The sequence below is a fragment of the Paenibacillus sp. EB106-05-06-XG162 genome, assembly GCF_058791655.1.
On record NZ_JBYTDT010000001.1, the window covers coordinates 412,694 to 434,920 of the forward strand.

18 protein-coding genes are annotated in these 22,227 nt (G+C 46.7%); all 18 read left to right on the top strand.

Annotation, left to right across the window (positions count from 1 at the left end; genetic code table 11):
- Positions 1 to 188: 188 nt before the first annotated feature.
- The 18 genes from AC3WU2_RS01525 to murG all read left to right on the top strand — a co-directional run bounded on the left by AC3WU2_RS01525 (position 189) and on the right by murG (position 22,122).
- Positions 189 to 1,121, top strand: a complete 933-nt coding sequence (locus tag AC3WU2_RS01525) for an ABC transporter permease (RefSeq protein WP_018756695.1) — start codon at positions 189 to 191, stop codon at positions 1,119 to 1,121.
- A 2-nt stretch (positions 1,122 to 1,123) separates the two neighbouring features.
- The gene (locus tag AC3WU2_RS01530) at positions 1,124 to 2,071 is read left to right on the top strand and encodes an ABC transporter permease (protein WP_492450676.1); all 948 of its coding nucleotides are present in this window, start codon (positions 1,124 to 1,126) and stop codon (positions 2,069 to 2,071) included.
- A gap of 13 nt (positions 2,072 to 2,084) precedes the next feature.
- On the top strand, positions 2,085 to 3,077 hold the full coding sequence (locus AC3WU2_RS01535) for an ABC transporter ATP-binding protein (RefSeq protein WP_492450678.1): 993 nt from the start codon (positions 2,085 to 2,087) through the stop codon (positions 3,075 to 3,077).
- Positions 3,074 to 4,033 carry an ABC transporter ATP-binding protein gene (locus tag AC3WU2_RS01540; RefSeq protein ID WP_492450680.1) on the top strand — a complete coding sequence of 320 codons (960 nt, stop codon included), beginning with the start codon at positions 3,074 to 3,076 and terminating at the stop codon, positions 4,031 to 4,033. Before AC3WU2_RS01535 ends, AC3WU2_RS01540 begins: the two co-directional genes overlap by 4 nt.
- A 186-nt stretch (positions 4,034 to 4,219) precedes the next feature.
- Positions 4,220 to 5,848 (top strand): bacillithiol biosynthesis cysteine-adding enzyme BshC, encoded by a 1,629-nt coding sequence (bshC, locus tag AC3WU2_RS01545; RefSeq protein WP_492450682.1) that lies wholly within the window; start codon positions 4,220 to 4,222, stop codon positions 5,846 to 5,848.
- A gap of 40 nt (positions 5,849 to 5,888) precedes the next feature.
- Positions 5,889 to 7,157: an adenosylhomocysteinase gene (locus AC3WU2_RS01550; RefSeq protein WP_492450684.1), complete on the top strand. Its 1,269-nt coding sequence runs from the start codon at positions 5,889 to 5,891 to the stop codon at positions 7,155 to 7,157.
- 115 nt (positions 7,158 to 7,272) lie between these two features.
- On the top strand, positions 7,273 to 8,217 hold the full coding sequence (locus tag AC3WU2_RS01555; RefSeq protein WP_492450686.1) for a DUF4349 domain-containing protein: 945 nt from the start codon (positions 7,273 to 7,275) through the stop codon (positions 8,215 to 8,217).
- 143 nt (positions 8,218 to 8,360) lie between these two features.
- Positions 8,361 to 8,792: a division/cell wall cluster transcriptional repressor MraZ gene (gene mraZ, locus AC3WU2_RS01560; RefSeq protein ID WP_018756688.1), complete on the top strand. Its 432-nt coding sequence runs from the start codon at positions 8,361 to 8,363 to the stop codon at positions 8,790 to 8,792.
- A 34-nt stretch (positions 8,793 to 8,826) separates the two neighbouring features.
- On the top strand, positions 8,827 to 9,780 hold the full coding sequence (rsmH, locus tag AC3WU2_RS01565) for a 16S rRNA (cytosine(1402)-N(4))-methyltransferase RsmH (protein ID WP_018756687.1): 954 nt from the start codon (positions 8,827 to 8,829) through the stop codon (positions 9,778 to 9,780).
- A gap of 19 nt (positions 9,781 to 9,799) precedes the next feature.
- Positions 9,800 to 10,159 carry a cell division protein FtsL gene (ftsL, locus tag AC3WU2_RS01570; RefSeq protein ID WP_018756686.1) on the top strand — a complete coding sequence of 120 codons (360 nt, stop codon included), beginning with the start codon at positions 9,800 to 9,802 and terminating at the stop codon, positions 10,157 to 10,159.
- 50 nt (positions 10,160 to 10,209) lie between these two features.
- Positions 10,210 to 12,411: a penicillin-binding protein gene (locus AC3WU2_RS01575; protein ID WP_492450690.1), complete on the top strand. Its 2,202-nt coding sequence runs from the start codon at positions 10,210 to 10,212 to the stop codon at positions 12,409 to 12,411.
- Between the two features lie 73 nt (positions 12,412 to 12,484).
- Positions 12,485 to 14,422 carry a stage V sporulation protein D gene (locus AC3WU2_RS01580; protein WP_492450692.1) on the top strand — a complete coding sequence of 646 codons (1,938 nt, stop codon included), beginning with the start codon at positions 12,485 to 12,487 and terminating at the stop codon, positions 14,420 to 14,422.
- Between the two features lie 70 nt (positions 14,423 to 14,492).
- Positions 14,493 to 15,974, top strand: coding sequence for a UDP-N-acetylmuramoyl-L-alanyl-D-glutamate--2,6-diaminopimelate ligase (locus AC3WU2_RS01585; RefSeq protein WP_492450694.1), 1,482 nt, complete (start codon positions 14,493 to 14,495; stop codon positions 15,972 to 15,974).
- A gap of 1 nt (position 15,975) precedes the next feature.
- The gene (locus AC3WU2_RS01590; protein ID WP_492450696.1) at positions 15,976 to 17,376 is read left to right on the top strand and encodes a UDP-N-acetylmuramoyl-tripeptide--D-alanyl-D-alanine ligase; all 1,401 of its coding nucleotides are present in this window, start codon (positions 15,976 to 15,978) and stop codon (positions 17,374 to 17,376) included.
- Between the two features lie 79 nt (positions 17,377 to 17,455).
- Positions 17,456 to 18,418: a phospho-N-acetylmuramoyl-pentapeptide-transferase gene (mraY, locus tag AC3WU2_RS01595; RefSeq protein WP_018756681.1), complete on the top strand. Its 963-nt coding sequence runs from the start codon at positions 17,456 to 17,458 to the stop codon at positions 18,416 to 18,418.
- Between the two features lie 4 nt (positions 18,419 to 18,422).
- Positions 18,423 to 19,856 (top strand): UDP-N-acetylmuramoyl-L-alanine--D-glutamate ligase, encoded by a 1,434-nt coding sequence (gene murD, locus AC3WU2_RS01600; RefSeq protein WP_492450699.1) that lies wholly within the window; start codon positions 18,423 to 18,425, stop codon positions 19,854 to 19,856.
- Positions 19,857 to 19,906: 50 nt separating this feature from the next.
- Entirely contained in the window at positions 19,907 to 21,004 is a 1,098-nt protein-coding gene (gene spoVE / locus AC3WU2_RS01605) for a stage V sporulation protein E (RefSeq protein ID WP_018756679.1), read from the top strand.
- 5 nt (positions 21,005 to 21,009) lie between these two features.
- Positions 21,010 to 22,122: an undecaprenyldiphospho-muramoylpentapeptide beta-N-acetylglucosaminyltransferase gene (gene murG / locus AC3WU2_RS01610; protein WP_492450701.1), complete on the top strand. Its 1,113-nt coding sequence runs from the start codon at positions 21,010 to 21,012 to the stop codon at positions 22,120 to 22,122.
- Positions 22,123 to 22,227 lie beyond the last annotated feature (105 nt).

Genomic DNA, 22,227 nt, shown 5'->3' on the forward strand with positions numbered 1-22,227 from the left:
AGCACAACATGAAGTGAGGCTAGATTCGGGATATATGAGAAATCGCATATATCCCGAATTTTTTTGAAAATTTAGATTGTATCTTATTTCACAGATATTGGATACACAGTTAGAAACGAATACCGTCCCCTTAAACGACGGCGAGGTCGTTTCGTATGGTCAAAATATTATGATATGGGGGTGTTCGTTTGGCACGGTATGTATTTAGCAAGTTTTTCTTTATGCTCGTTTCAATGTTTGTGCTAGCGTCATTGACTTTTGGTCTTATGAAGGTAATTCCCGGCGATCCCTTTATGTCGGAGAAAGCAGTACCGCCTGAAGTAAAGGCGAAATTATTCGCTCAATATGGACTGGACAAGCCAATCCTAGAGCAATACGGTATCTATTTGAACAATATTCTTCATGGCAATCTTGGTGTATCAATGAAATTGCAAAATCAAGAGGTTACTAAGGTAATCAGTGACTCTTTCAAATATTCGTTACGTCTTGGTCTTGTGTCCATTGTTGTATCGGTTATCGTCGGTGTATCCCTCGGGATGCTGGCGGCACTCAAGCATCGAAAGCTGCTAGATAATTTGGCGATGGTGGTCGCGGTTATAGGGATATCCGTACCAAGCTTCGTGCTTGCGTCCTTCATGCAATATGCATTTGGTGTGAAGTTAATGTGGCTTCCAGTTGCTGGATTGGATGGCCCTCTAACATATATCATGCCGGTTCTAGCATTGTCAGCGCTTTCCATCGCATTTATTGCTCGTTTAACGCGTTCAAGTATGCTAGAAGTGTTGTCAGCAGATTATATCAAGACGGCGAGAGCGAAAGGTTTGACAGCGGGAACGATTCTTCGCAGACACGTGTTGCGTAATGGGATTTTGCCTGTTGTTACGTATATCGGTCCACTGGCAGCCAACGTTATTACGGGTTCGGTCGTTATCGAATCGATCTTCGGGATTAGCGGTTTAGGTAAAGTATTTGTACAAGTTATTACGAACCGTGATTATCCAATGATTATGGGTATTACGTTGTTCTATGGAATTATTTTGATGGTGGCACGGTTTGCTACGGATATTTCTTATGGATTTATTGATCCACGTATTAAATTGCGTTCACGGAAGGAGGGCTAATCGTGGCAGGAAATCAGAGTAATGAAGCGGTATTAAATAACTTAACCCCAGATGATTTTCGTCCTATTAGCCAAGATGATAAAAATAGCGAAATCATTCAGCGTGAGAGTCTATCGGCATGGCGTGATGCGTGGGAGCGTCTACGTGAGAATAAACTGGCCATGTCAGGTCTTACCATTCTAGTTCTTCTTATTATCATGGCAATTTTCGGTCCGATGTTCTCAAGGTTTGATTACTTTACGAATAATCTTGATGCTACGAACCTCCCACCTTCCGGTGATCATTGGTTCGGTACGGACGATCTTGGACGCGATATGTGGGCAAGAACTTGGATGGGCGCACGGATTTCATTGATCGTTGGTTTCTCTGCAGCATTGTCCGATTTGATTTTCGGTGTTCTCTACGGCGGTATCATGGGATATGTTGGCGGTAAAGTGGATGAGTTCATGAATAAGTTCTCTGAAATTCTTTATTCGATTCCTTATTTGCTTGTATGTATTCTATTGCTTGTTGTTATGGAGCCAAGTCTATTAACGATTATTATTGCAATGGCTATTACAGGTTGGATTAATATGGCCTGGATCGTTCGTGGTCAGACGATGGGTCTTAAAAATCAAGAGTATGTTCTTGCATCCCGTTCGATGGGGGCTGGCGCAGGCCGCATTTTGCTTCGCCACGTGATTCCGAATGCGATGGGTCCGATCATCGTAACATTGACATTAACTGTTCCATCTGCGATCTTCGCAGAGGCATTCTTAAGCTTCTTAGGTCTTGGTGTACAAGTTCCAGTTGCATCGTGGGGTTCCATGATTAGTGATGCACTAAGCTCTTGGATGATCTATCCATGGAGAATGTTCTTCCCAGCGATCCTCATCAGTTTGACAATGTTGTCGTTCAACGTCCTTGGTGATGGTCTTCGTGATGCACTCGATCCAAAAATGAAAAAATAGGAGGTGTGTAGGTATGCAACCCATTTTGGAAGTTAAAGATTTAAGCGTGTCCTTTAAAGTCCGCGGCGGAGAAGTACAAGCAGTTCGCGGTGTGAATTTCCAAGTGAACAAAGGGGAAGCGGTAGCGATCGTTGGTGAATCGGGTAGTGGTAAGAGTGTTACGGCACAATCTATTATGCGACTTCTTCCTACACCCCCGAGCTTTGTGAAGAATGGTTCGATCCTTTTCCAAGGTGAAGAGATTCTTAAAAAAACGAATAAAGAGATGGAAGCCATTCGCGGGAAAGATATCGGGATGATCTTCCAGGATCCAATGACTTCATTGAATCCGACGATTACGATCGGGAAACAGATTACAGAAGGTCTGATCAAACACCAGAACGTATCGAATAAGGATGCCAAAGGTCGCGCGATTGAAATGTTACAACTGGTTGGTATTCCGAATCCAGAATCTCGATTCAATCAATATCCACATGAATTCTCTGGCGGTATGCGTCAACGTGCGATGATCGCGATTGCGCTCGCTTGTAATCCATCGCTTCTCATTGCGGATGAGCCGACAACAGCGCTTGATGTTACAATCCAAGCTCAAATTCTCGATGTCATGAAAGATATGCAGAAGAAACTTGGCGTTTCTATTATTCTCATTACGCACGACCTTGGTGTCGTTGCGGATATGTGTGACCGCGTTGTCGTAATGTATGCAGGTAAAGTGGTTGAGACAGGAACGAAATGGGAGATATTCCAGAACCCTCAGCATCCTTACACAAGAGGTCTGCTTCGTTCATTGCCTCGTCTAGATCAGAAGAAGGATGAGCCGTTGATTCCGATCCACGGAACACCGCCTGATTTGATCAAGCCGCCGGCAGGTTGCGGATTCTGTGCGCGTTGTGATGATGCGATGCGGATCTGTGAGACGCAGGATCCGGGCATCACGCAGCTTAGCGAATCGCATGCATCCCGTTGCTGGCTTCTGCATCCAATGGCTAAGGAGGTGCGGGCATGAGTAAACAACCTTTAGTTGAAGTTGATCAACTGATGAAATATTTCAATATTGGGGGCGGTGCGACACTGAAGGCCGTGAACAATATTAGCTTCTCGATCCAGCAAGGTGAAACTTTAGGGGTTGTAGGTGAGTCGGGTTGCGGTAAATCGACTGCAGGCCGTACGATTCTTAGACTTTATGAGCCTACATCAGGACAAGTTCGTTTTGATGGAACGAACATTTATGATTTGTCTGGGTCGAAGCTGAAGGCGATGCGTCGTGAGATGCAGATGATTTTCCAAGATCCATACGCTTCGCTTAATCCGCGTATGACGGTATCCGATATTATTGCGGAGCCGCTCTTGATTCACAACTTGAACGCAAGCCGTGCAGAACGCAAGAAACGCGTTGAGGATCTGCTTGATCTCGTAGGCTTGAATGCAGAGCATGCAACTCGTTATCCACATGAGTTCTCAGGCGGTCAACGTCAACGGATCGGGATTGCAAGAGCACTTGCTGTAAATCCGAAGTTCATTATCTGTGATGAGCCGATCTCTGCACTGGACGTATCGATTCAAGCGCAGGTTGTTAACTTGCTGCAAGATTTGCAGCGCGATCTCGGATTAACGTACCTGTTCATTGCGCATGACCTTTCGATGGTTAAGCATATCAGTGACCGGGTTGCGGTTATGTATCTGGGTAAAGTGGTTGAGCTTGCAACGAGTGAAGAACTCTATGCGAATCCACAACATCCTTACACACGTGCGCTATTATCTGCGATTCCTATTCCGGATCCAGCGGTAGAAGCGACGAAGGAACGTGTTGTGTTAAAAGGCGATCTTCCGAGTCCGATCAATCCGCCAAGCGGTTGTCATTTCCGTACGAGATGTCCGATGGCAACAGAGAAATGTGCTTCGGTTGAGCCAGAATTGGTAGAGACCAAATCAGGTCATTTCGCAGCTTGTCATTATATTTAATGTTTTGAATATAAGGTTGTTTATGGATGTCTTCTATGGCATTTGTAAGCAGCCTTTTTTTGGTGTTTGCTCTTCGTTCCTTTGACGAAATGACCATTCGTTGTGTACAATCAAAGAGAATCACTTTCAAAAAAATAGTGGCTTGTTTTTTGGGGTCCAATATAAATCGAAATGGAGGGGCTGGACGTGAATGTAGTTCAAGTACCCATGAAAGTCAATCAACCTTTATCAGATACATATATGAAGGATTACGAGCAGGTTCGTGAACTGTTCGATTATAATCCGGTATCTGAGCAGGATTGGCATGCAAGAGCAGCTTGGTTAGATGAGACATGTAAATTGCGTGCAGATCGCAAAGAGCTCGTAAGACGATTACGCGCTTATAATGCAGAGAGAAATCCGCATGCTGCGGTGTCTGCGGCATTGAATCAACTAGAGCAGGATGACGCGCTTGTCGTGGTAGGTGGTCAACAGAGCGGTCTATTTACAGGTCCTTTACTTGTAATCTATAAGGCGCTCACGATCATTCAGACAGCGCGGATGGCGACTGAACGGTTGAATCGACCGGTAGTACCAGTATTCTGGATCGCAGGGGAAGACCATGATTTCGACGAGGTGAACCATACCTACGTATTGTCGCCAGAACTTCAAGTTCAGAAGATTCGGATCGATCATCCGACAGGCGTTAGATCCATGGTGAGTGATGTTGTCGTACCTTCGGAATCGTGGCAGGCAGCTATCCACCAATTAAGCGATCTGCTCCCGAATACGGAGTTTAAGGCAGATCTTGTGGAACAACTGAACGCATTTGCAGCGGTATCCGACACACTCAGTGATTTCTATGCGCGGATCTTCGGCATGTTGTTCGGGGAAGCAGGCCTTGTGTTGATCGATTCCGCGGATCAAGCGATTCGGTCCATTGAGGTGCCAATGTTCGAGCGTATAATCGATAAGAATGATGAGCTAGAGAAAGCGTACTTCCACTCTGAAGAGGATGTAGCGAAGCATGAGTTCACTGCACAAGCGGACGTCACTGCAGGGAATGCGAACTTGTTCTATATTCATGAAGGCACCCGAGTGCTGTTGCACAAAGAGAACGGACGATTTATGGACCGCAAAGGGCTAGTGTCCTTTAGCCGCGAGGAATTAAGAGCAACGCTTGCTTCGCATCCTGAGCGGTTCAGCAATAATGTGCTGACACGTCCGCTGATGCAGGATTATTTATTCCCTGTTTTATCGGCTGTACTGGGCACGGGTGAAATTGCGTATTGGGCACTGACGCATCGCGCTTTCCATACAGTTGGATTCCGAATGCCGATCATTGTGCCGCGGATGTCGTTCACGTTTGTAGAAGGTACAGTACAGAAACAAATGACGAAGTATGACCTAACATTCGATGATGTCGTTGAGCGATTTGCTGAACGTAAAGAAGCATGGCTGCATGCGCAGGATACACTAGGTCTGGATGCGGACTTCGATCATCTGAAGCACCAGTTGGAATCCATGTATCAGCCGATTCTAAGCAAATTGGCTCAGATTCAAGCAGGACTTGGCAAACTCGGCGAGACGAATAAGCAGAAGGTCATGGAACAGGTTGAATTTTTACAGAATCGGGCTGTTCATGATCTCGCGAAACAGAATGAGACTGCACTAAGGCACTGGGACCGTATTCATAGTTCCTTAATTCCCCTTGGCAAACCGCAGGAACGTGTTTATAATATCTTTGCGTATCTTAATCGATATGGAAACACATGGATATCATCCCTGTATGAGATTCCACTCGATCTAACGGGTCAACACCGTGTGATTTCTTAATCATATCGCAGGCATCATATCCACTGTAGGAGGTAAGCGAATGAGTAATGCAGCACAGAACAGTATTGTAAAAGATATGTCTTTGGCACCAGAAGGGCATCTAAAGATCAGTTGGGTAGATGCACATATGCCTGTACTGAACAGCATTCGCGAGCAATTTGAGAAGGACCAGCCTTTCAAGGGATTAAAGGTAACGATCTCCCTCCATTTGGAAGCCAAAACGGCTTATCTGGCAAAGGTCGTTCAAGCAGGTGGTGCGGAAGTTACGATTACGGGCAGCAATCCACTATCGACGCAAGACGATGTCTGTGCGGCCTTGGTTGAGGACGGGATTACCGTATTCGCGAAATACAATCCAGATCCGCAAGAATACAAAGAACTCTTGATTAAAGCGCTAGAGACGAAGCCGGATCTGATCATTGATGATGGCGGCGATCTGGTTACGATTCTGCATGCGGAGCGCCCAGATTTGCTCGCGACAGTTCGTGGTGGTGCAGAAGAGACAACAACAGGAATTTTGCGCTTGAAAGCATTGGAGAAAGAAGGCCAATTGAAATTCCCGATGGTTGCTGTTAACGATGCATTCTGCAAATATTTGTTCGATAACCGCTATGGTACGGGTCAATCCGTATTTGACGGTATCAACCGTACGACGAACCTCGTCGTAGCAGGGAAGAACGTTGTAGTTGTTGGGTACGGCTGGTGCGGTAAAGGTGTTGCCATGCGTGCAAAAGGACTCGGTGCGAACGTTATCGTGACGGAGATCGATCCGATTAAGGCCGTAGAAGCCTTCATGGATGGGTTTACGGTATTGCCAATGATCAAAGCTGCGAAAGTTGGAGACTTATTCGTTACCGTTACAGGGAACCGTGATGTGATTCGTGGAGAACATTATGATGTGATGAAGAATGGTGCAATTCTCTCGAATGCAGGCCATTTTGATGTCGAAGTGAACAAACCGGAACTAAATGAACGTTCGACTTCTGTGCGTACGGTTCGCCGTAATATTGAGGAGTTCCATCTGAAGGACGGACGTAAAATCTATTTACTCGCAGAAGGACGCCTTGTGAACTTGGCAGCAGGCGACGGGCATCCGGCTGAGATTATGGACATGACATTTGCACTCCAAGCGCTAGCGCTTCGTTATGTGAATGAGCAATATGAGCAAATCGGTAATCAAGTGCTGAATGTGCCGTATGAGACGGACCAAGAAGTTGCGCGTTTGAAGCTTGGATCCCTCGGCATTCAGATCGATTCATTATCCGATGAACAGCGTACTTATTTGGATAGCTGGGCAGATCACGAGTAATCATTGAGTTTATTTTTATAAAATATGTTTTTGGAGCAACCTCCTTGTGGGACATCGCGTCTATTGGTAAATGGTGTAAAATACACCTCGCGATAACCAATAAGGGGGTTGTTTTGTGCGTAAAAGATTGATAAAGAGATTGAGTATGGTATTACTCCTGTGTATGGTCTTCATCAGTGTTGCGACCGCATGCAGCAGCGCTTCAAAAAGTGAAGATCTTAAGTCGACCAGTCTTCATTCGGAATCCGCAGCAGATCAATCGACAGCCGTGGCAACGGAGGAAGCGAAGGCAGATACGGTTGGCGCAGGTTCTTCGAAATCGGCAATTGGTGCAGGCGGAGAAGGGCCTTTATCGGGTTCGACGGATCAGCGTAAACTAATCTACCAAGCCAATGTAACGATGGAAGTGAAGAACTATGGGAAGGCACAGACAGAGCTGCAGAACAAAATTCAGCTTGTTGGAGGCTATTTGCTTCAGTTCTCTGATCAAAAAAGCGACTATGAGCTCGGTGGTAATTTCACCTTTAAAGTGCCTGCGAATGGGTTCATGGATTTCATGCAGCAGCTTGGGAAAATGGAACATACAAAATACGAGCGTCAATTGCAAGGGCAGGACGTCACGGAAGAATATGTTGATTTGGCGTCAAGACTTAAGGCCAAACAGGTCGTCGAGAAACGGTTGCTCGGATTTATGGATAAAGCAGTCAATGCAGGTGACTTATTGAAGTTCTCCTCCCAATTAGCGGAAGTACAGGAACAGATAGAACAAATTCAAGGACGGATGCGGTACCTTGATCAGAATGTTGCGTACTCGACAATTAGCCTTAGGTTATATCAGCCCATTGAGTCTACTGACCCAGGTTTGCTGGCCAAAGACAAGACTTTTACAGAGCGCATGGGGATCACTTTGGAGAAAAGCTGGGATGCGGTCGTTACTTTCTTCCAAGGACTAATCCTTGTCCTGATTGCGATTTTCCCTTTTATTATTATATTATTGATCTTAGCCATCCCTCTCTTGTACTACTATCGCAAGCAGAAAAGAAAGAAAATAGATCTATAGAACCTTGAATAATTAAATATTGTTCAATTATAAAAAATCCTGCATTCATTGCAGGATTTTTGTTATGAATGGCGAAATAGTATGACTGAAGTGGTGGAAAGTGGTGCGAAGTGGGAGATTCGGGGGAAGAGGTGGAGCGACAGATGTTTATGGGGGAATATCAACATACGATTGATGACAAAGGTCGGATGATCATTCCTTCTAAATTTCGTGATGCTCTTGGAGCCTCCTTTATCGTCACTCGCGGTTTAGACCAATGTCTATTTGTTTATCCACGTTCGGAGTGGGAAGTGCTGGAGCAGAAGCTTAAGGCGTTGCCGCTCATGAAGTCGGATGCTCGCGCGTTTACGCGGTTCTTTTTCTCAGGGGCGACAGAATGTGAATTGGACAAACAGGGCAGGGTAAATATACCGAATAATCTGCTTCAATATTCCAAACTCGATAAAGATTGTGTAGTGCTCGGGGTATCCAACCGGGTGGAGATTTGGAGTAAAGAACTATGGGAGAATTACTTTGATCAATCGGAGGAATCTTTCAACGAAATTGCTGAGAAACTGGTTGACTTTGATTTTTGAATGCATGAGATTTGCTAGCTAGGAGGGCTTATATTTGTTTCATCACATCACGGTATTAAAAGAAGAGGCTGTACTAGGTCTCAACATCAAGCCCGAAGGTATCTATGTGGATTGTACATTAGGCGGAGCGGGTCACAGCGCGGTCATTGCCTCGCAGCTCACGGCGCCCGGTCTTTTGATCGCACTCGATCAGGATGATATTGCACTCGCGAATGCCAAAGTAAAGCTTGCACCTTATGAAGATCGTGTTCGATTAATTAAGACGAATTTTCGATATATAGAAGAAGTGCTACGTGATTTGCCGGAAGTTCCGAAAGTCGATGGAGTACCGCAGGTTGACGGGATCTTGTTCGATTTGGGTGTGTCTTCACCACAATTGGATGAGGCGGATCGAGGATTTAGTTATAACCATGATGCTCCGCTTGATATGCGGATGGATCAAGATGCCATGCTGACGGCCCATGACATTGTAAATACGTGGTCCGAACAAGAGATTGCGAAGATCCTGTTTGAATACGGGGAGGAGAAATTCTCACGCCGGATTGCGAAGAACATTGTAGCGGCTAGACAAGCTGCACCCATCGAGACAACAGGTCATCTTGCAGAGCTTGTAAAAGAAGGAATCCCAGCTGCAGCAAGACGTACAGGGGGCCATCCTGCGAAACGCAGTTTCCAAGCACTGCGGATTGCTGTTAACGACGAGCTTGGCGCTTTTGAAGAGGCGTTGAACAAGACGGTACGTTGTCTCGCTCCTGGCGGGAGAGCATCCGTTATTACGTTCCATTCGTTAGAAGATCGAATTTGTAAGCAAACTTTTGCGCAGTATATCGAGAAATGTACGTGCCCTCCAGATTTTCCAATGTGTGTATGCGGCAAAAAGGGGACGTTGAAGTTAGTCAATCGGAAGCCGTATATCCCAAGTCAACGCGAGCTGGATGATAATCCGCGATCCCGCTCAGCCAAATTACGCATTGCGGAAAAGTTATAGTAATGGGGGAGTATAGTCAATGGCATATGTTCGTGGGAATTTAGCGCTAAAAGAAAAGAAAATCCAACGCACTCCGGATCGGTATCGCGAGACGACGAAAGTTGTATCGCGGAAGGGGTTATTATCCACGCAGGAGAAGCTGCTATACTTGTTCACCATTGTCGTATGCTCCCTTGTTGCTGGTGTAATTATCTGGCGCTATGCGCAAATCTATGATTTGAACATGCAAATGCAGAAGATGAGTCGTGAAGTGCAAGTGATGAAGAAGGAAATTGCCGTGCTCAAGACGGAGAAAGAAAAATTGTCGAGTCCAGCGGCTATTTATGATCGAGCTGTAGCACTTGGCTTTCAGCCCAAGTCCAAAAAAGCGGGGGATTGATTAACTCGAGGTCGTAGGTATAACTCGACTGCGGATGAAGGGAATGTTAGATGATGGTAAAAAGAATACGAATACGCACCATGTTTATCGGAGGATGTATTACCATCCTCTTTTTTATTCTATTAGTGAGAATTTTCTGGGTTCAGGTGGTAGATGCGTCATTCTTGACAGAAAAAGCGAAAGAAACGTGGTCGACGACCGTTAAGTTGGATGCTGTTCGTGGAACGATATTCGACCGTAACATGAATACATTGGCTGTAGATGCACCGGCTTATACCGTTGCTGTGAATCCGAAGCGAATTCATGATCTGAAGTTGGAAGAACCCATCGCTGCCAAGCTGAGTGAAATATTGAACAAACCGCTACCTGAAGTCATGGCATTGGTGACGGCGAAGAAAAAAGATGGTACTTATTATGATCAACGTGAAGTCCGTGAGGAAGGCTGGAAGATTGATCAAAATCTTGCGGATAAGATTAATGCTTATACCGGTGAACTTCGAGACAAAGTTGGGAAAAACGCGGATGTGGGCATTTACCTGTTGAAAGAGACGAAGCGCTTCTATCCGAACGATTCGTTAGCTGCGCATTTGCTCGGATATACCGATAAGCAAGGCAAGGCGGTTACGGGTCTCGAGGCTTTCTTTGACAAGGACTTAGCAGGAATCGATGGTTCCATTTCTTATGATCAGGACCGCAAAGGCTACAAACTACCTTCAGCGGACGAAATATATAAGCCGGAAAAAGATGGCAAAAATTTGGTGCTGACACTTGATCAGAATATTCAGCATTTTACCGAAGAAGCGTTAAAGGAAGTATACAACAAGTATCAACCCATTAGCGCAACGGCAATTGTAGCTGACCCGAGTACGATGGATATTCTTGCGACTGCTAATATGCCGAACTACAACCCGAATAAATATTGGGAAACAAAGAATCAAGCGAACTTCTATGATCATTCCATTAAATCGGTCTATGAGCCAGGTTCAACATTCAAGATCATTACACTTGCTGCTGCGGTACAGGAGGGGTACTTCAACCCGAACGAAACATACATGTCGGGACAAATAAAAGTGAGCGGATGGCCTAAGCCACTTCGTGACCATAAACGCGGAGGTTGGGGTGAAATTACATTCTTAGAAGGGTTGAAGCGTTCGAGTAACGTCGCCTTCGTCAAATTAGGGTATGAACGATTACAGAAAGAAAAGTTGGGCAAATATTTCGAAGATTTCGGTTTTGGACAGAAAACAGATATCCCATTATTCGGGGAACGAGCAGGTACAATGCGTCTGGATTCGAATGTTGATGTAGCGACAGCGTCGTTCGGGCAAGGTGGCGTTGTTGTTACACCAATCCAGCAGGTTGCTGGTGTTGCTGCTGTTGCGAATGGCGGGAAGCTTATGGCACCGCGTCTTGTCAAAGAAATCATTGATCCAACAACCAACACAACGACCAAGATTGAACCGACGATGGTCAGACAGGTCATATCACCAGAGACTTCACGCAAAGTGGGGGAATATTTGGAACAGGTTGTATCGGACCAGAAGATCGGTACAGGTAAGAGTGCTTACATTGAAGGTTATCGAATCGCAGGTAAGACAGGAACAGCGCAGAAACCGAAAAAAGGTGGAGGATATGAAGCGAATAAGTATGTTGTATCCTTTATCGGGTACGCGCCTGTCGAAGATCCAAAATTGTTAGTTTATGTTATTATTGACGAGCCGAATGACCAATACGTAGGCGGTGGTTCAGCAGCTGGACCTGTTTTCAAATCCATCATGAGTCAGTCTTTAAGATATTTGGGTATCGAGCCAAGTAGTAAACCGAAGCAAGAGACAGAAGACGAGACGAAGAGTGAGGGAAAACCAGCTAAACCTGTCGCCATTGTCCCAGATGTATTGAAGCTGAAGATCGCAGAAGCGAAAGAGAAATTGACGAATCAAGGCATTACGTTTGATACGATAGGCAAAGGAAGTAACATTGTGCGTCAGGTTCCTGATGCGGGGACGCCGTTAGCGCAAGGAAATCGGGTCTATCTCATTACGGAAGACCCCAAAAATATTACGATGCCTGATATGAAAGGCTCGTCGCTTCGGGATGTGCTTGAATTCTGTACCTTGCTCGACATCTCTTATACCATTACAGGGGAAGGATATGTTGTGAGCCAAGAGACGACGAAAGACGGCGATAAAATGCATGTGAACTTCAAGCTTGAACCGATGACGGGTGCGCCGAGTGATCCTCCACCCAAATAGCTTGTTCTAACCCCTGTTTGTCCTGAATAGTCTTGTTATGAAACCATTCATGATGGACAGGGAGGGGTACGCTGTGAAAAGTTCGGGTGTCACCGTACGACGCAGAATTATGTTGTCATTATTAATCATAACCGTAGGATTTGCTGCCTTGATGGGCAGGCTAGGGTTTGTGCAATTGTATAAGGGAAATGAGCTCTCCAAAGAGGCCGAGGATTTGTGGCGTCGTGAAATTCCGTTCTCTGCAAAACGTGGAGAGGTATTGGATCGCAATGGCGTTCGCCTCGCATACAATATTAGCTCACCGAGCATTCTGGCCATTCCTGTTCAAATTAAGGACAAGGAGGCCACAGCAGCAGCGCTAGCGAATGTGCTCGGGACATCAAAAGAGACAATGCTTAAATATGTATCGAAAAAAGGCTCATTTATCGTCAACATTCAGCCGGCAGGCCGTAAAATTACGCTAGAGAAAGCACAGCAAGTTCGCGATCTGAACTTGAAAGGGATCGTCGTCGCGGAGGACAATAAAAGGTACTATCCTTTTAACGAATTGGCAGGTCAAGTGCTAGGAATTGTCGGGCTCGACGGCGGTCTTACAGGTGTGGAGAAGATCTATGATGACAAGCTGCAGGGGCAACGGGGAAATGTCTCCTTCCTGTCTGATGCAGCAGGGCGGCAAATGCCGAATTCCTCTGAGAAGTACACCGAACCGCAAGATGGATTGAATTTACAATTGACACTGGACAAACATCTACAGACAATAGTAGAGCGGGAACAAGATCAGGCGATGGCCCAATTGAACCCGAAATCGATTACGACGATCGTGATGAACCCGAAGAACGGGGAGATTCTAGCGATGTCGAGTAAGCCAGGTTATGACCCGGGAAATTATCGGGAATACGCACCGGAGCTCTATAATCGCAATCTATCGATTTGGAGCACCTTCGAGCCAGGTTCAACGTTCAAGATCATCACGCTAGCTGCTGCGGTTCAAGAGAAGAAGGTCAATCTTAAGTATGATCATTTCTATGATCCGGGGTATGTCGATGTGAGTGGGGCCAAGCTTCGCTGCTGGAAGAAGGGCGGCCATGGAAGCGAGACCTTCCTGCAAGTCGTTGAGAACTCTTGCAACCCTGGGTTTGTAGCGCTAGGTCAACGTCTTGGCAAAGAAAAATTGTTCGAGTACATAAAGAATTTTGGCTTTGGCCAAAAGACGGGGATTGACCTGAATGGTGAAGCAACAGGAATTCTCTTCAAATTATCACGTGTTGGCCCCGTTGAGCTTGCGACGACTGCTTTTGGACAGGGGGTATCGGTGACTCCGATTCAACAAGTCGCAGCGGTCGCAGCAGCCATTAATGGCGGGTATTTGTATCAACCTCATGTTGGGATGCGATTAATTCAGCCGGAGACAGGGACGGTACTTCAGAACATGGAGTCCCAGCCTGTCCGACAAGTGATATCTGAGGAGAGCTCCAAGATCGTCCGTGAAGCGCTCGAAAGTGTTGTTGCCAAAGGTACGGGGGGTAAAGCTTTTATCGATGGGTATCGTGTTGGCGGTAAGACAGGAACAGCTCAGAAAGTTGTTAATGGACGTTACTCGCCGAACGAGCATATTGTATCATTTATTGGCTTTGCACCTGCGGATGACCCACAATTGGTCGTCTATACGGCAGTAGACAACCCGCAAGGGATTCAATTTGGGGGATTGATCGCTGCGCCGATTGTTCGCAACATTATGGAAGATGCGTTACAATATATGGGCGTTCCGAAACGTAAGGATCAGATCGCACATCCGTATAAACCCGATGAAATACCGCTCGTAACGGTTCCGAATATGAAGGGGATGACATTGGAAGATATCTATCAAGATATGAACACCAATTTCAATCTCGCGAAATCAGGCACGGGTAAGGTTGTCGTTGCCCAAGCACCCAAACCGGGCGAGCGCGTGGAGAAAGGCTCCACCATTCGGATTTACATGGGAAGTGAAGCAGCATTGCCGAATGAGTAGTTAAATTTAAAAATGAATGCATTGGAATGCAAGTTCGTAACAATTAAGGAAAAAAATGGAGGGATTAGACATGTTGGTGAAGGAGCTCGTGTCGCGGTTAACAACTGCACAAATAGAAGGAGACGGGGACATTCAGGTGACGGGGATCCAGACGGATTCACGCAAGGTGCAACCGGGGGATTTGTTCATTTGTTTGCCTGGCCATACCGTCGATGGGCATACATTCGCTGACAAAGCTGTTGCCCAAGGCGCTGTGGCGCTGGTGGTAGAGCGTAAGCTTGATCTACCGCTCCCGCAAATTATTGTGAAGGACAGCAGGTATGCGATGGCTGTTTTTGCAGATTATTTCTACGGATCGCCAAGTAAGCAAATGAAAATGATCGGTGTTACGGGTACAAATGGCAAAACAACGACGACCTATCTCATCGAACGGATCTTAGAGGATGCTAGTTTCCATCCAGGTATTATCGGAACCATTCAGATGCGATATGCCGGTAAGAAAATGGAGATGAGCCGTACGACGCCAGAAGCTTTGGAATTGCAGCAATCGCTGCATGCGATGATTGAGGCAGGTACGGACGCTTGCGTGATGGAGGTTTCATCCCATGCACTACTGCAAGGACGTGTCAAAGGATGCCGTTTCCGTACCGCAATCTTTACGAATTTAACGCAGGATCATTTGGACTATCATAAGACGATGGAAGAATATAAAGCAGCGAAAGGGCTCTTGTTCTCGCGTCTAGGCAATGATTTCCCTGAATCGCCGGATCAGCACGCCTATGCCATTCTAAATGCTGACGATGCTGCGAGCGACTATTTCCGTTCGCTGACTTCAGCTGAGGTTATTACATATGGTGTGGATCAGCCATCAGATGTTCAGGCAAGTCAGATTAAGATTACCTCCCGAGGAACTCAGTTCCATGTCACTACATTCCGTGGCAGCGCGGATATAGAGCTGCAGATGGTTGGTAAATTCAATGTCTACAACGCGCTGGCTGCGATCAGTGCAGCATTGGTGGAAGGCATTTCTCTAGAGCAGATTAAAGCAAGTCTTGAATCAATTGCTGGTGTCGATGGGCGTGTTGAAGCAGTGGATGCTGGTCAACCGTATGCTGTTATTGTTGATTATGCGCATACACCGGATGGACTTGAGAATGTCCTCAAGACGGTGAAGGAATTCGCTACAGGCCGAATTCTTTGCGTATTCGGATGCGGAGGCGACCGTGATCGTACGAAACGTCCAATTATGGGCCGAATCGCTGCGGAATATTCCGATCATGTCCTCGTTACATCCGATAATCCGCGGACGGAGAATCCCGATCTCATTTTGAAAGACATCGAACAAGGAATCATGGATTATACATCACGCCAGTCGTCCTATGAGCTAATTGTGGATCGTAAATCAGCCATACAAAAGGCTATTGAAATGGCAAGCTCTCACGATGTAGTATTGATTGCGGGGAAAGGGCATGAAACCTATCAGATCATCGGTCAAGAATCTTTCGACTTTGATGATCGAGAAGTTGCTAAAGAAGCGATAAGGGGCCATTAATGTGATTACAAGAACACTACGCGAGATTGCAAATGCATGCGGCGGGAGACTGTCGGATATCCAATATGAAAATTTACAGGTTCACGCCGTCGAGATCGATACCCGTAAACTCCATGAGGGCTGTTTGTTTGTCCCCTTTGCGGGGGAACGCTTTGATGGGCATGATTTTGTCGGCGAGGCGCTTGCACAAGGCGCACAGGCAGCATTCTGGCCTGAACATCGCGAGCATCCTGAAGTGAATGGGGCATTGATTCTTGTCGATGATCCATTGCTCGCGTTGCAGCGTCTGGCTGCGAGCGTGCTTCGGGAATCGGGTGTACGTGTTGTCGGGGTGACAGGCAGCAACGGCAAGACGACGACGAAGGATATGATTGCTGCTGTGCTCAGTGCGAGGTATAAGGTTCATAAGACGAATGGAAATTACAATAACCATATCGGCTTACCGCTAACGATACTTCAAATGGACGCAGATACGGACATTATCGTGCTTGAGATGGGAATGAGTGGTCGCGGTGAGATTGAACTGTTATCGTCAATCGCATGTCCTGAAGTTGCAGTCATTACGAACATCGGTGATGCACATCTTCTCCAACTCGGCTCTCGTGAAGAGATTGCTAGAGCGAAGCTCGAAATTATTAGCTCTTTGCGTGAAGGTGGTCTGCTCGTCTCGAATGGTGATGAACCATTAATCGCTCAAGTGCTGAAGGAAGCTTCGACCATACAGCCGAAGAAGATGTCGCAGGTTCGTTTTGGCTTTGAACAAGAAAATGACATCTATGCAACAGGTATTATGCTGAACGCGCGGGGGACGATTTTCACAACGTCTACTTCGGATCAGGCGAGCTACTTCATTCCGCTGCTTGGTCAGCATAATGTGTCCAATGCACTGGCTGCGATGGCTGTCGCGAGATATTTTGATGTTCCTGAAGAGGAAATGGATGCGCAGCTACGGAATCTGGTTGTTACAGGGATGCGCACTGAAGTGATTGAAGGAGTAACAGGTCTAACGATCATTAATGATGCGTACAATGCAAGCCCGACAGCCGTTCGAGCAGCGTTAGAGCTGTTTGATCTCATGAGCGGTTTCCGTCAGAAAGCGGTCGTGCTGGGGGATATGCTCGAATTAGGTCCGGAAGAAGTGAATTTGCATCGTCTGATTGGTCATGAATTTGAAAGAATGAAAATAGATTACTTGTATACCTATGGACCACTTGCTGTGGAAATTGCATCGGCTGCATCTGCTTATATGCCTGCGGAGCGGGTAAAAGCATTCCAAGACAAGGAAGAGCTCGTACAAGAGCTAATATCTGTATTAACACCGCGTGATCTTGTCCTGGTTAAAGGTTCTAGAGGGATGAGACTGGAAGAAGTGGTACGATCGCTAAGAGATACCGCGTTATAATAGTTGTAATTTCTGATTCATGAATGGTTGTTATCGCAAGGATGTGCGGTTTTGATCGTATTTTAGGAGTGTGACGGTAGTGGACTTTAAATTGGTATTACTTACGATCGGGGTTTCTTTTCTGTTAGCGGTTATTGCAGGACCATTATGTATTCCGCTATTAAGAAGGTTGAAATTCGGTCAGCAAATTCGGCAGGATGGTCCCCAAGGGCATTTGAAAAAAGCGGGTACGCCGACGATGGGCGGCATTATTATTCTACTTGCTTTTACACTTAGCTTCTTGAAGTTTTCCGTGATGAATACGGACTTTATTGTTCTGCTTGTGGCAACACTAGGATTTGGGCTTGTTGGATTCCTTGATGACTATATTAAAATTGTGTTCAAAAGATCACTCGGTTTAACAGCAATGCAGAAGTTGTTCGGACAACTGCTCTTTGCTGTCATTGTATGTGCGCTATTAATTTCGAACAATCATAGTACAGTCATTGCGATTCCAGGTACCTCAGTGGCATGGGATTTCGGATGGTTCTACTATGTATTTATTACGTTAATGATGCTAGCGATCAGTAATGCGGTTAACTTCACCGACGGATTAGACGGCTTGTTGTCGGGTGTTAGCGCAATCGCATTCGGCGCTTTTGCGGTTATTGCGATGCAAGTCGAAGGACATGCGTCTGCGATAGCGGCCGCAGCGATGATTGGAGCTGTTCTTGGCTTCCTCGTATACAATGCGCATCCTGCCAAAGTATTTATGGGCGATTCCGGCTCCTTGGGCATCGGAGGCGCGATTGCGGCGATTGCGATTTTGACGAAAACCGAACTGTTGTTTATTATTATCGGAGGCGTATTCGTCATTGAGATGTTGTCCGTTATTCTTCAAGTCGGTTCCTTCAAACTAAGAGGTAAGCGGATTTTCAAGATGAGTCCGATCCACCATCACTTTGAATTGTCGGGCTGGTCGGAATGGCGTGTCGTCATTACGTTCTGGATCGTAGGCCTGCTGCTTGCAGGGCTTGGACTTTATATCAACAAGGGGTTGTAGTGCAATGTTGTTACCGGAAGCATATCGAGGCCAAGACGTCGTTGTTCTTGGTCTTGCCAAAAGCGGCTTACAAGTCGCGAAAGTTCTCGCCTCATGGGGCGCGAATGTGATCGTCAATGATAAGAAAGACCGAGACCAGAGTCCCGAAGCTGACGAACTAGAAGCTTTGGGCATTTCTGTTATTTGTGGAGGACATCCGGATGAGCTTATTCATCCCGGTGTGGCCCTCGTCGTCAAAAATCCCGGGATTCCCTATAGCGTTAAGCCACTACAGCAAGCGTTGCAACTCGGTATTGAGATTGTGACGGAGATTGAAGTCGCTTCTTACATATGTGCTGCGCCGATTATTGGGATTACCGGCTCAAATGGGAAAACAACAACCACCACTTGGGTGGGTAAAATATTAGAACACGCAGGGAAGCACCCGATCGTCGCTGGGAACATCGGTACACCGCTTGTCCAAGCTGTGGCGAAGGCAACGGCCGAGAATCGCATGGTTGTAGAGTTAAGCAGCTTTCAATTGAAAGGTACGAGTGCGTTCCATCCGCATATCGCATGTCTGCTGAATGTCGCAGAGACCCATCTGGACTATCATGGTTCAATGGACGATTACATTGCATCCAAAACGAAGATATTCGCGAATCAGACAAACTCTGACTTTGCAGTGCTCAATATGGATGATCCGGTCTGCCGTAGACTTGCTGCTGAAGTCTCTGCAAGAGTACTACCTTTCTCGGGCAAGGAACGCCTTGATTTCGGCGTATACGTTGAACCGCCATATTCGAATGATTCAGATGCCGATGCGAGCGAAGGCGTGGCACGTCATGTCGTCTACCGAGAGCAAGATGCGCAGGTGCATACCATTATCGAAGTGGACCACATCGGGATTCCAGCAAGATACAATGTTGATAATGCGTTAGCAGCTTCAGCAATTTGCATCGCAGCGGGAGTGAGTCCTTCGGAACTGAGAGTCCCGCTTGCCGATTTCCACGGGGTGGAGCACCGCTTGGAATTTGTCGGGAAGAAAAATGATGTTACCTATTATAATAATTCCAAAGCAACGAATACGATTGCAACGATAACGGCGCTGCAAGCATTCCAAGAAGATATAATTTTGATCGCAGGGGGGCTAGACCGTGGTCTCGATTTTCACGATCTGATTCCAGCTCTTCATGCACATGTCCGTGGAATTGTCACTCTTGGCGAGACACGTGAGAAGTTAGCGCGTGTTGCGGAAGAAGCGGGGATATTGGATATTAAAACCGTCGATACTGTGGAAGATGCGGCGGAGACGCTGCGCAACGCCGTGGTGCAAGCTGCTCAGCTTGCTAGACCTGGAGACATCGTGCTCCTCTCCCCGGCATGCGCTAGCTGGGACATGTTTGCTTCCTATGAACAGCGTGGACGAATTTTTAAAGAGGCCGTGCATAATCTTTAATAGGGGGGCATGTTCAAGCCCTCACATTTAAATGTAAGGGTGTGCCTGCCATGTCAAAAACTCGTTCCGCGCCAGATATTTGGCTGATCTTCTCGATCCTCGCTCTGCTCGGCATCGGAATGGTGATGGTGTACAGTGCCGGAGCTGTTGTGGGATTCCACGCACACGGCGACTCGTTCTATTTTGTGAAGCGCCAGTTGCTATTTGCCGTACTTGGATTAATCGCGATGTATTTTACGATGAACACAGACTATTGGGTTTGGAAGAAATATGCGAAGGTGGCATTGCTCATCTGCTTTGCATTGCTCGTCATCGTGTTAATCCCGGGTATTGGGGCTGTACGGGGAGGTGCTCGAAGCTGGCTTGGAATAAGCTCCTTTGGAATCCAGCCCTCTGAGTTTATGAAGCTAGCAATGATCCTGTTCCTATCGAAGCTGCTCGCAGATCGTCAGAAGGAACTTGAGTCGTTTGTACGAGGTTTGCTTCCGCCACTTGGCATAATGGGGCTTGCTTTTGGACTTATTATGTTACAACCCGATCTTGGTACGGGTACGGTGATGGTCGGAGCCTCGCTTATTGTTATTTATTCGGCAGGTGCGCAAATTCGGCATCTGGTTTCTCTAGCGATGGTGGGGGTCGTGGGGTTTGTTGGTCTTGTCTTGGCTGCGCCGTATCGGCTTGCCCGAATTACATCCTTCCTAGACCCTTGGAGTGATCCGCTTGGAGCTGGGTACCAGATCATTCAATCGCTGTATGCGATTGGGCCAGGAGGATTCGTTGGACTCGGTCTAGGCATGAGCCGCCAGAAGTACAGCTACGTACCGGAGCCGCAGACGGATTTTATTTTCTCGATCCTGGCGGAGGAACTTGGGTTTATTGGCGGGATGACAGTCTTATTATTATTTCTTATTTTAGTCTGGCGCGGGATGCGCGTAGCGATGACGATATCTGATCCGTTCGGAAGTTTCCTTGCGGTGGGAATCGTTGGAATGTTCGCTGTGCAAGTCATTATTAACATTGGTGTAGTTATTGGACTGATGCCGGTTACGGGCATTACATTGCCTTTAATCAGCTATGGGGGTTCTTCTCTGACGTTAATGCTGACCGCGTTAGGCATTTTACTCAATATATCCCGTTACGCGAGGTGAGTGTCATGCGAGTTGTACTCAGCGGCGGCGGCACCGGAGGGCATATCTATCCGGCTGTTGCGATTGCGAGACAATGTCAAGCAGAACATCCAGATACGAAAATTTTATACATAGGGACAACGAAGGGGCTTGAGAGCACGTTAGTTCCGAAAGAAAATATACCATTCGAATCCATTGAAATTACAGGATTCCGCCGGAAGTTATCGCTTGATAACGTCCGGACAGTATTACGTTTCATCCAAGGGGTTAATCGTTCGAAGAAATTGCTCCAGCAATTTAAACCAGACGTTGTGATTGGAACGGGTGGATACGTATGTGGACCGGTCGTATACGCGGCTTCGAAGCTGGGCATTCCAACGCTGATTCATGAACAGAATGCCATTCCTGGACTTACGAATAAATTTTTGAGCCGCTATACAGATACGGTAGCACTAAGCTTCCCAGAATCCAAGGAGCATTTTGGTAAAGGCAAACATGTTCTCTACACGGGTAATCCGCGTGCAACGGCAGTCTTTAAGGCCAATCGCTGCAAAGGTTATGACGTGCTAGGGATCCCTGAAGGCCGGCGAGTTGTGATGGTTGTCGGTGGGAGCCGTGGGGCGAGAGCGATCAATGATGCGATGGTTCAGATGGCACCTGTGCTTGCACGTCTATCAGATGTGCATTTCGTCTATGTAACTGGAGAGAGTTATTATGCAAGCACGAAGGAGCGCATCGAGCAAGCGGTGAATCCCATGCCAAAGAATCTACAGGTGCTGCCGTACATTCATAACATGCCGGACGTACTGGCTGCGACATCTCTTGTCATCGGCCGATCTGGTGCATCGTCTCTTGCGGAGCTGACAGCATTAGGGATCCCATCCATACTTATTCCTTCACCGAATGTAACGAATAATCATCAAGAAGCTAACGCGCGTTCCTTGGAGCGGGCGAATGCGGCAGAAGTGATCTTAGAGAAGGATTTAGATGGTGAGCGATTGTTCGCTCGCGTAGAAGCTATTATGAGAGATAAAATTCGGTTCGAGCAAATGTCGCAAGGTGCGAGTTCCCTTGGCCAACCGGATTCAGCAGAAATCATTGTTCGTGAATTGCAGCGTTTAGCGCAGAACAATAAATAAATACAACGAGAATTTGCACACAAGAGAAGAACTTAGGCGATTGTCACACTCCCCCTCAGTCTGACATAAGATACTCTATAATCGTGACAGACATTCATGAGTTCC

Excerpts from the sequence above, each read along its gene's own strand:
- AC3WU2_RS01535 (WP_492450678.1), top strand. The coding sequence starts at position 2,085 with ATGCAACCCATTTTGGAAGTTAAAGATTTAAGCGTGTCCTTTAAAGTC.
- AC3WU2_RS01540 (WP_492450680.1), top strand. The coding sequence starts at position 3,074 with ATGAGTAAACAACCTTTAGTTGAAGTTGATCAACTGATGAAATATTTC.
- AC3WU2_RS01550 (WP_492450684.1), top strand. The coding sequence starts at position 5,889 with ATGAGTAATGCAGCACAGAACAGTATTGTAAAAGATATGTCTTTGGCA.
- mraZ (WP_018756688.1), top strand. The coding sequence starts at position 8,361 with ATGTTTATGGGGGAATATCAACATACGATTGATGACAAAGGTCGGATG.
- ftsL (WP_018756686.1), top strand. The coding sequence starts at position 9,800 with ATGGCATATGTTCGTGGGAATTTAGCGCTAAAAGAAAAGAAAATCCAA.
- AC3WU2_RS01575 (WP_492450690.1), top strand. The coding sequence starts at position 10,210 with ATGATGGTAAAAAGAATACGAATACGCACCATGTTTATCGGAGGATGT.
- AC3WU2_RS01585 (WP_492450694.1), top strand. The coding sequence starts at position 14,493 with ATGTTGGTGAAGGAGCTCGTGTCGCGGTTAACAACTGCACAAATAGAA.
- murD (WP_492450699.1), top strand. The coding sequence starts at position 18,423 with ATGTTGTTACCGGAAGCATATCGAGGCCAAGACGTCGTTGTTCTTGGT.
- spoVE (WP_018756679.1), top strand. The coding sequence starts at position 19,907 with ATGTCAAAAACTCGTTCCGCGCCAGATATTTGGCTGATCTTCTCGATC.
- murG (WP_492450701.1), top strand. The coding sequence starts at position 21,010 with ATGCGAGTTGTACTCAGCGGCGGCGGCACCGGAGGGCATATCTATCCG.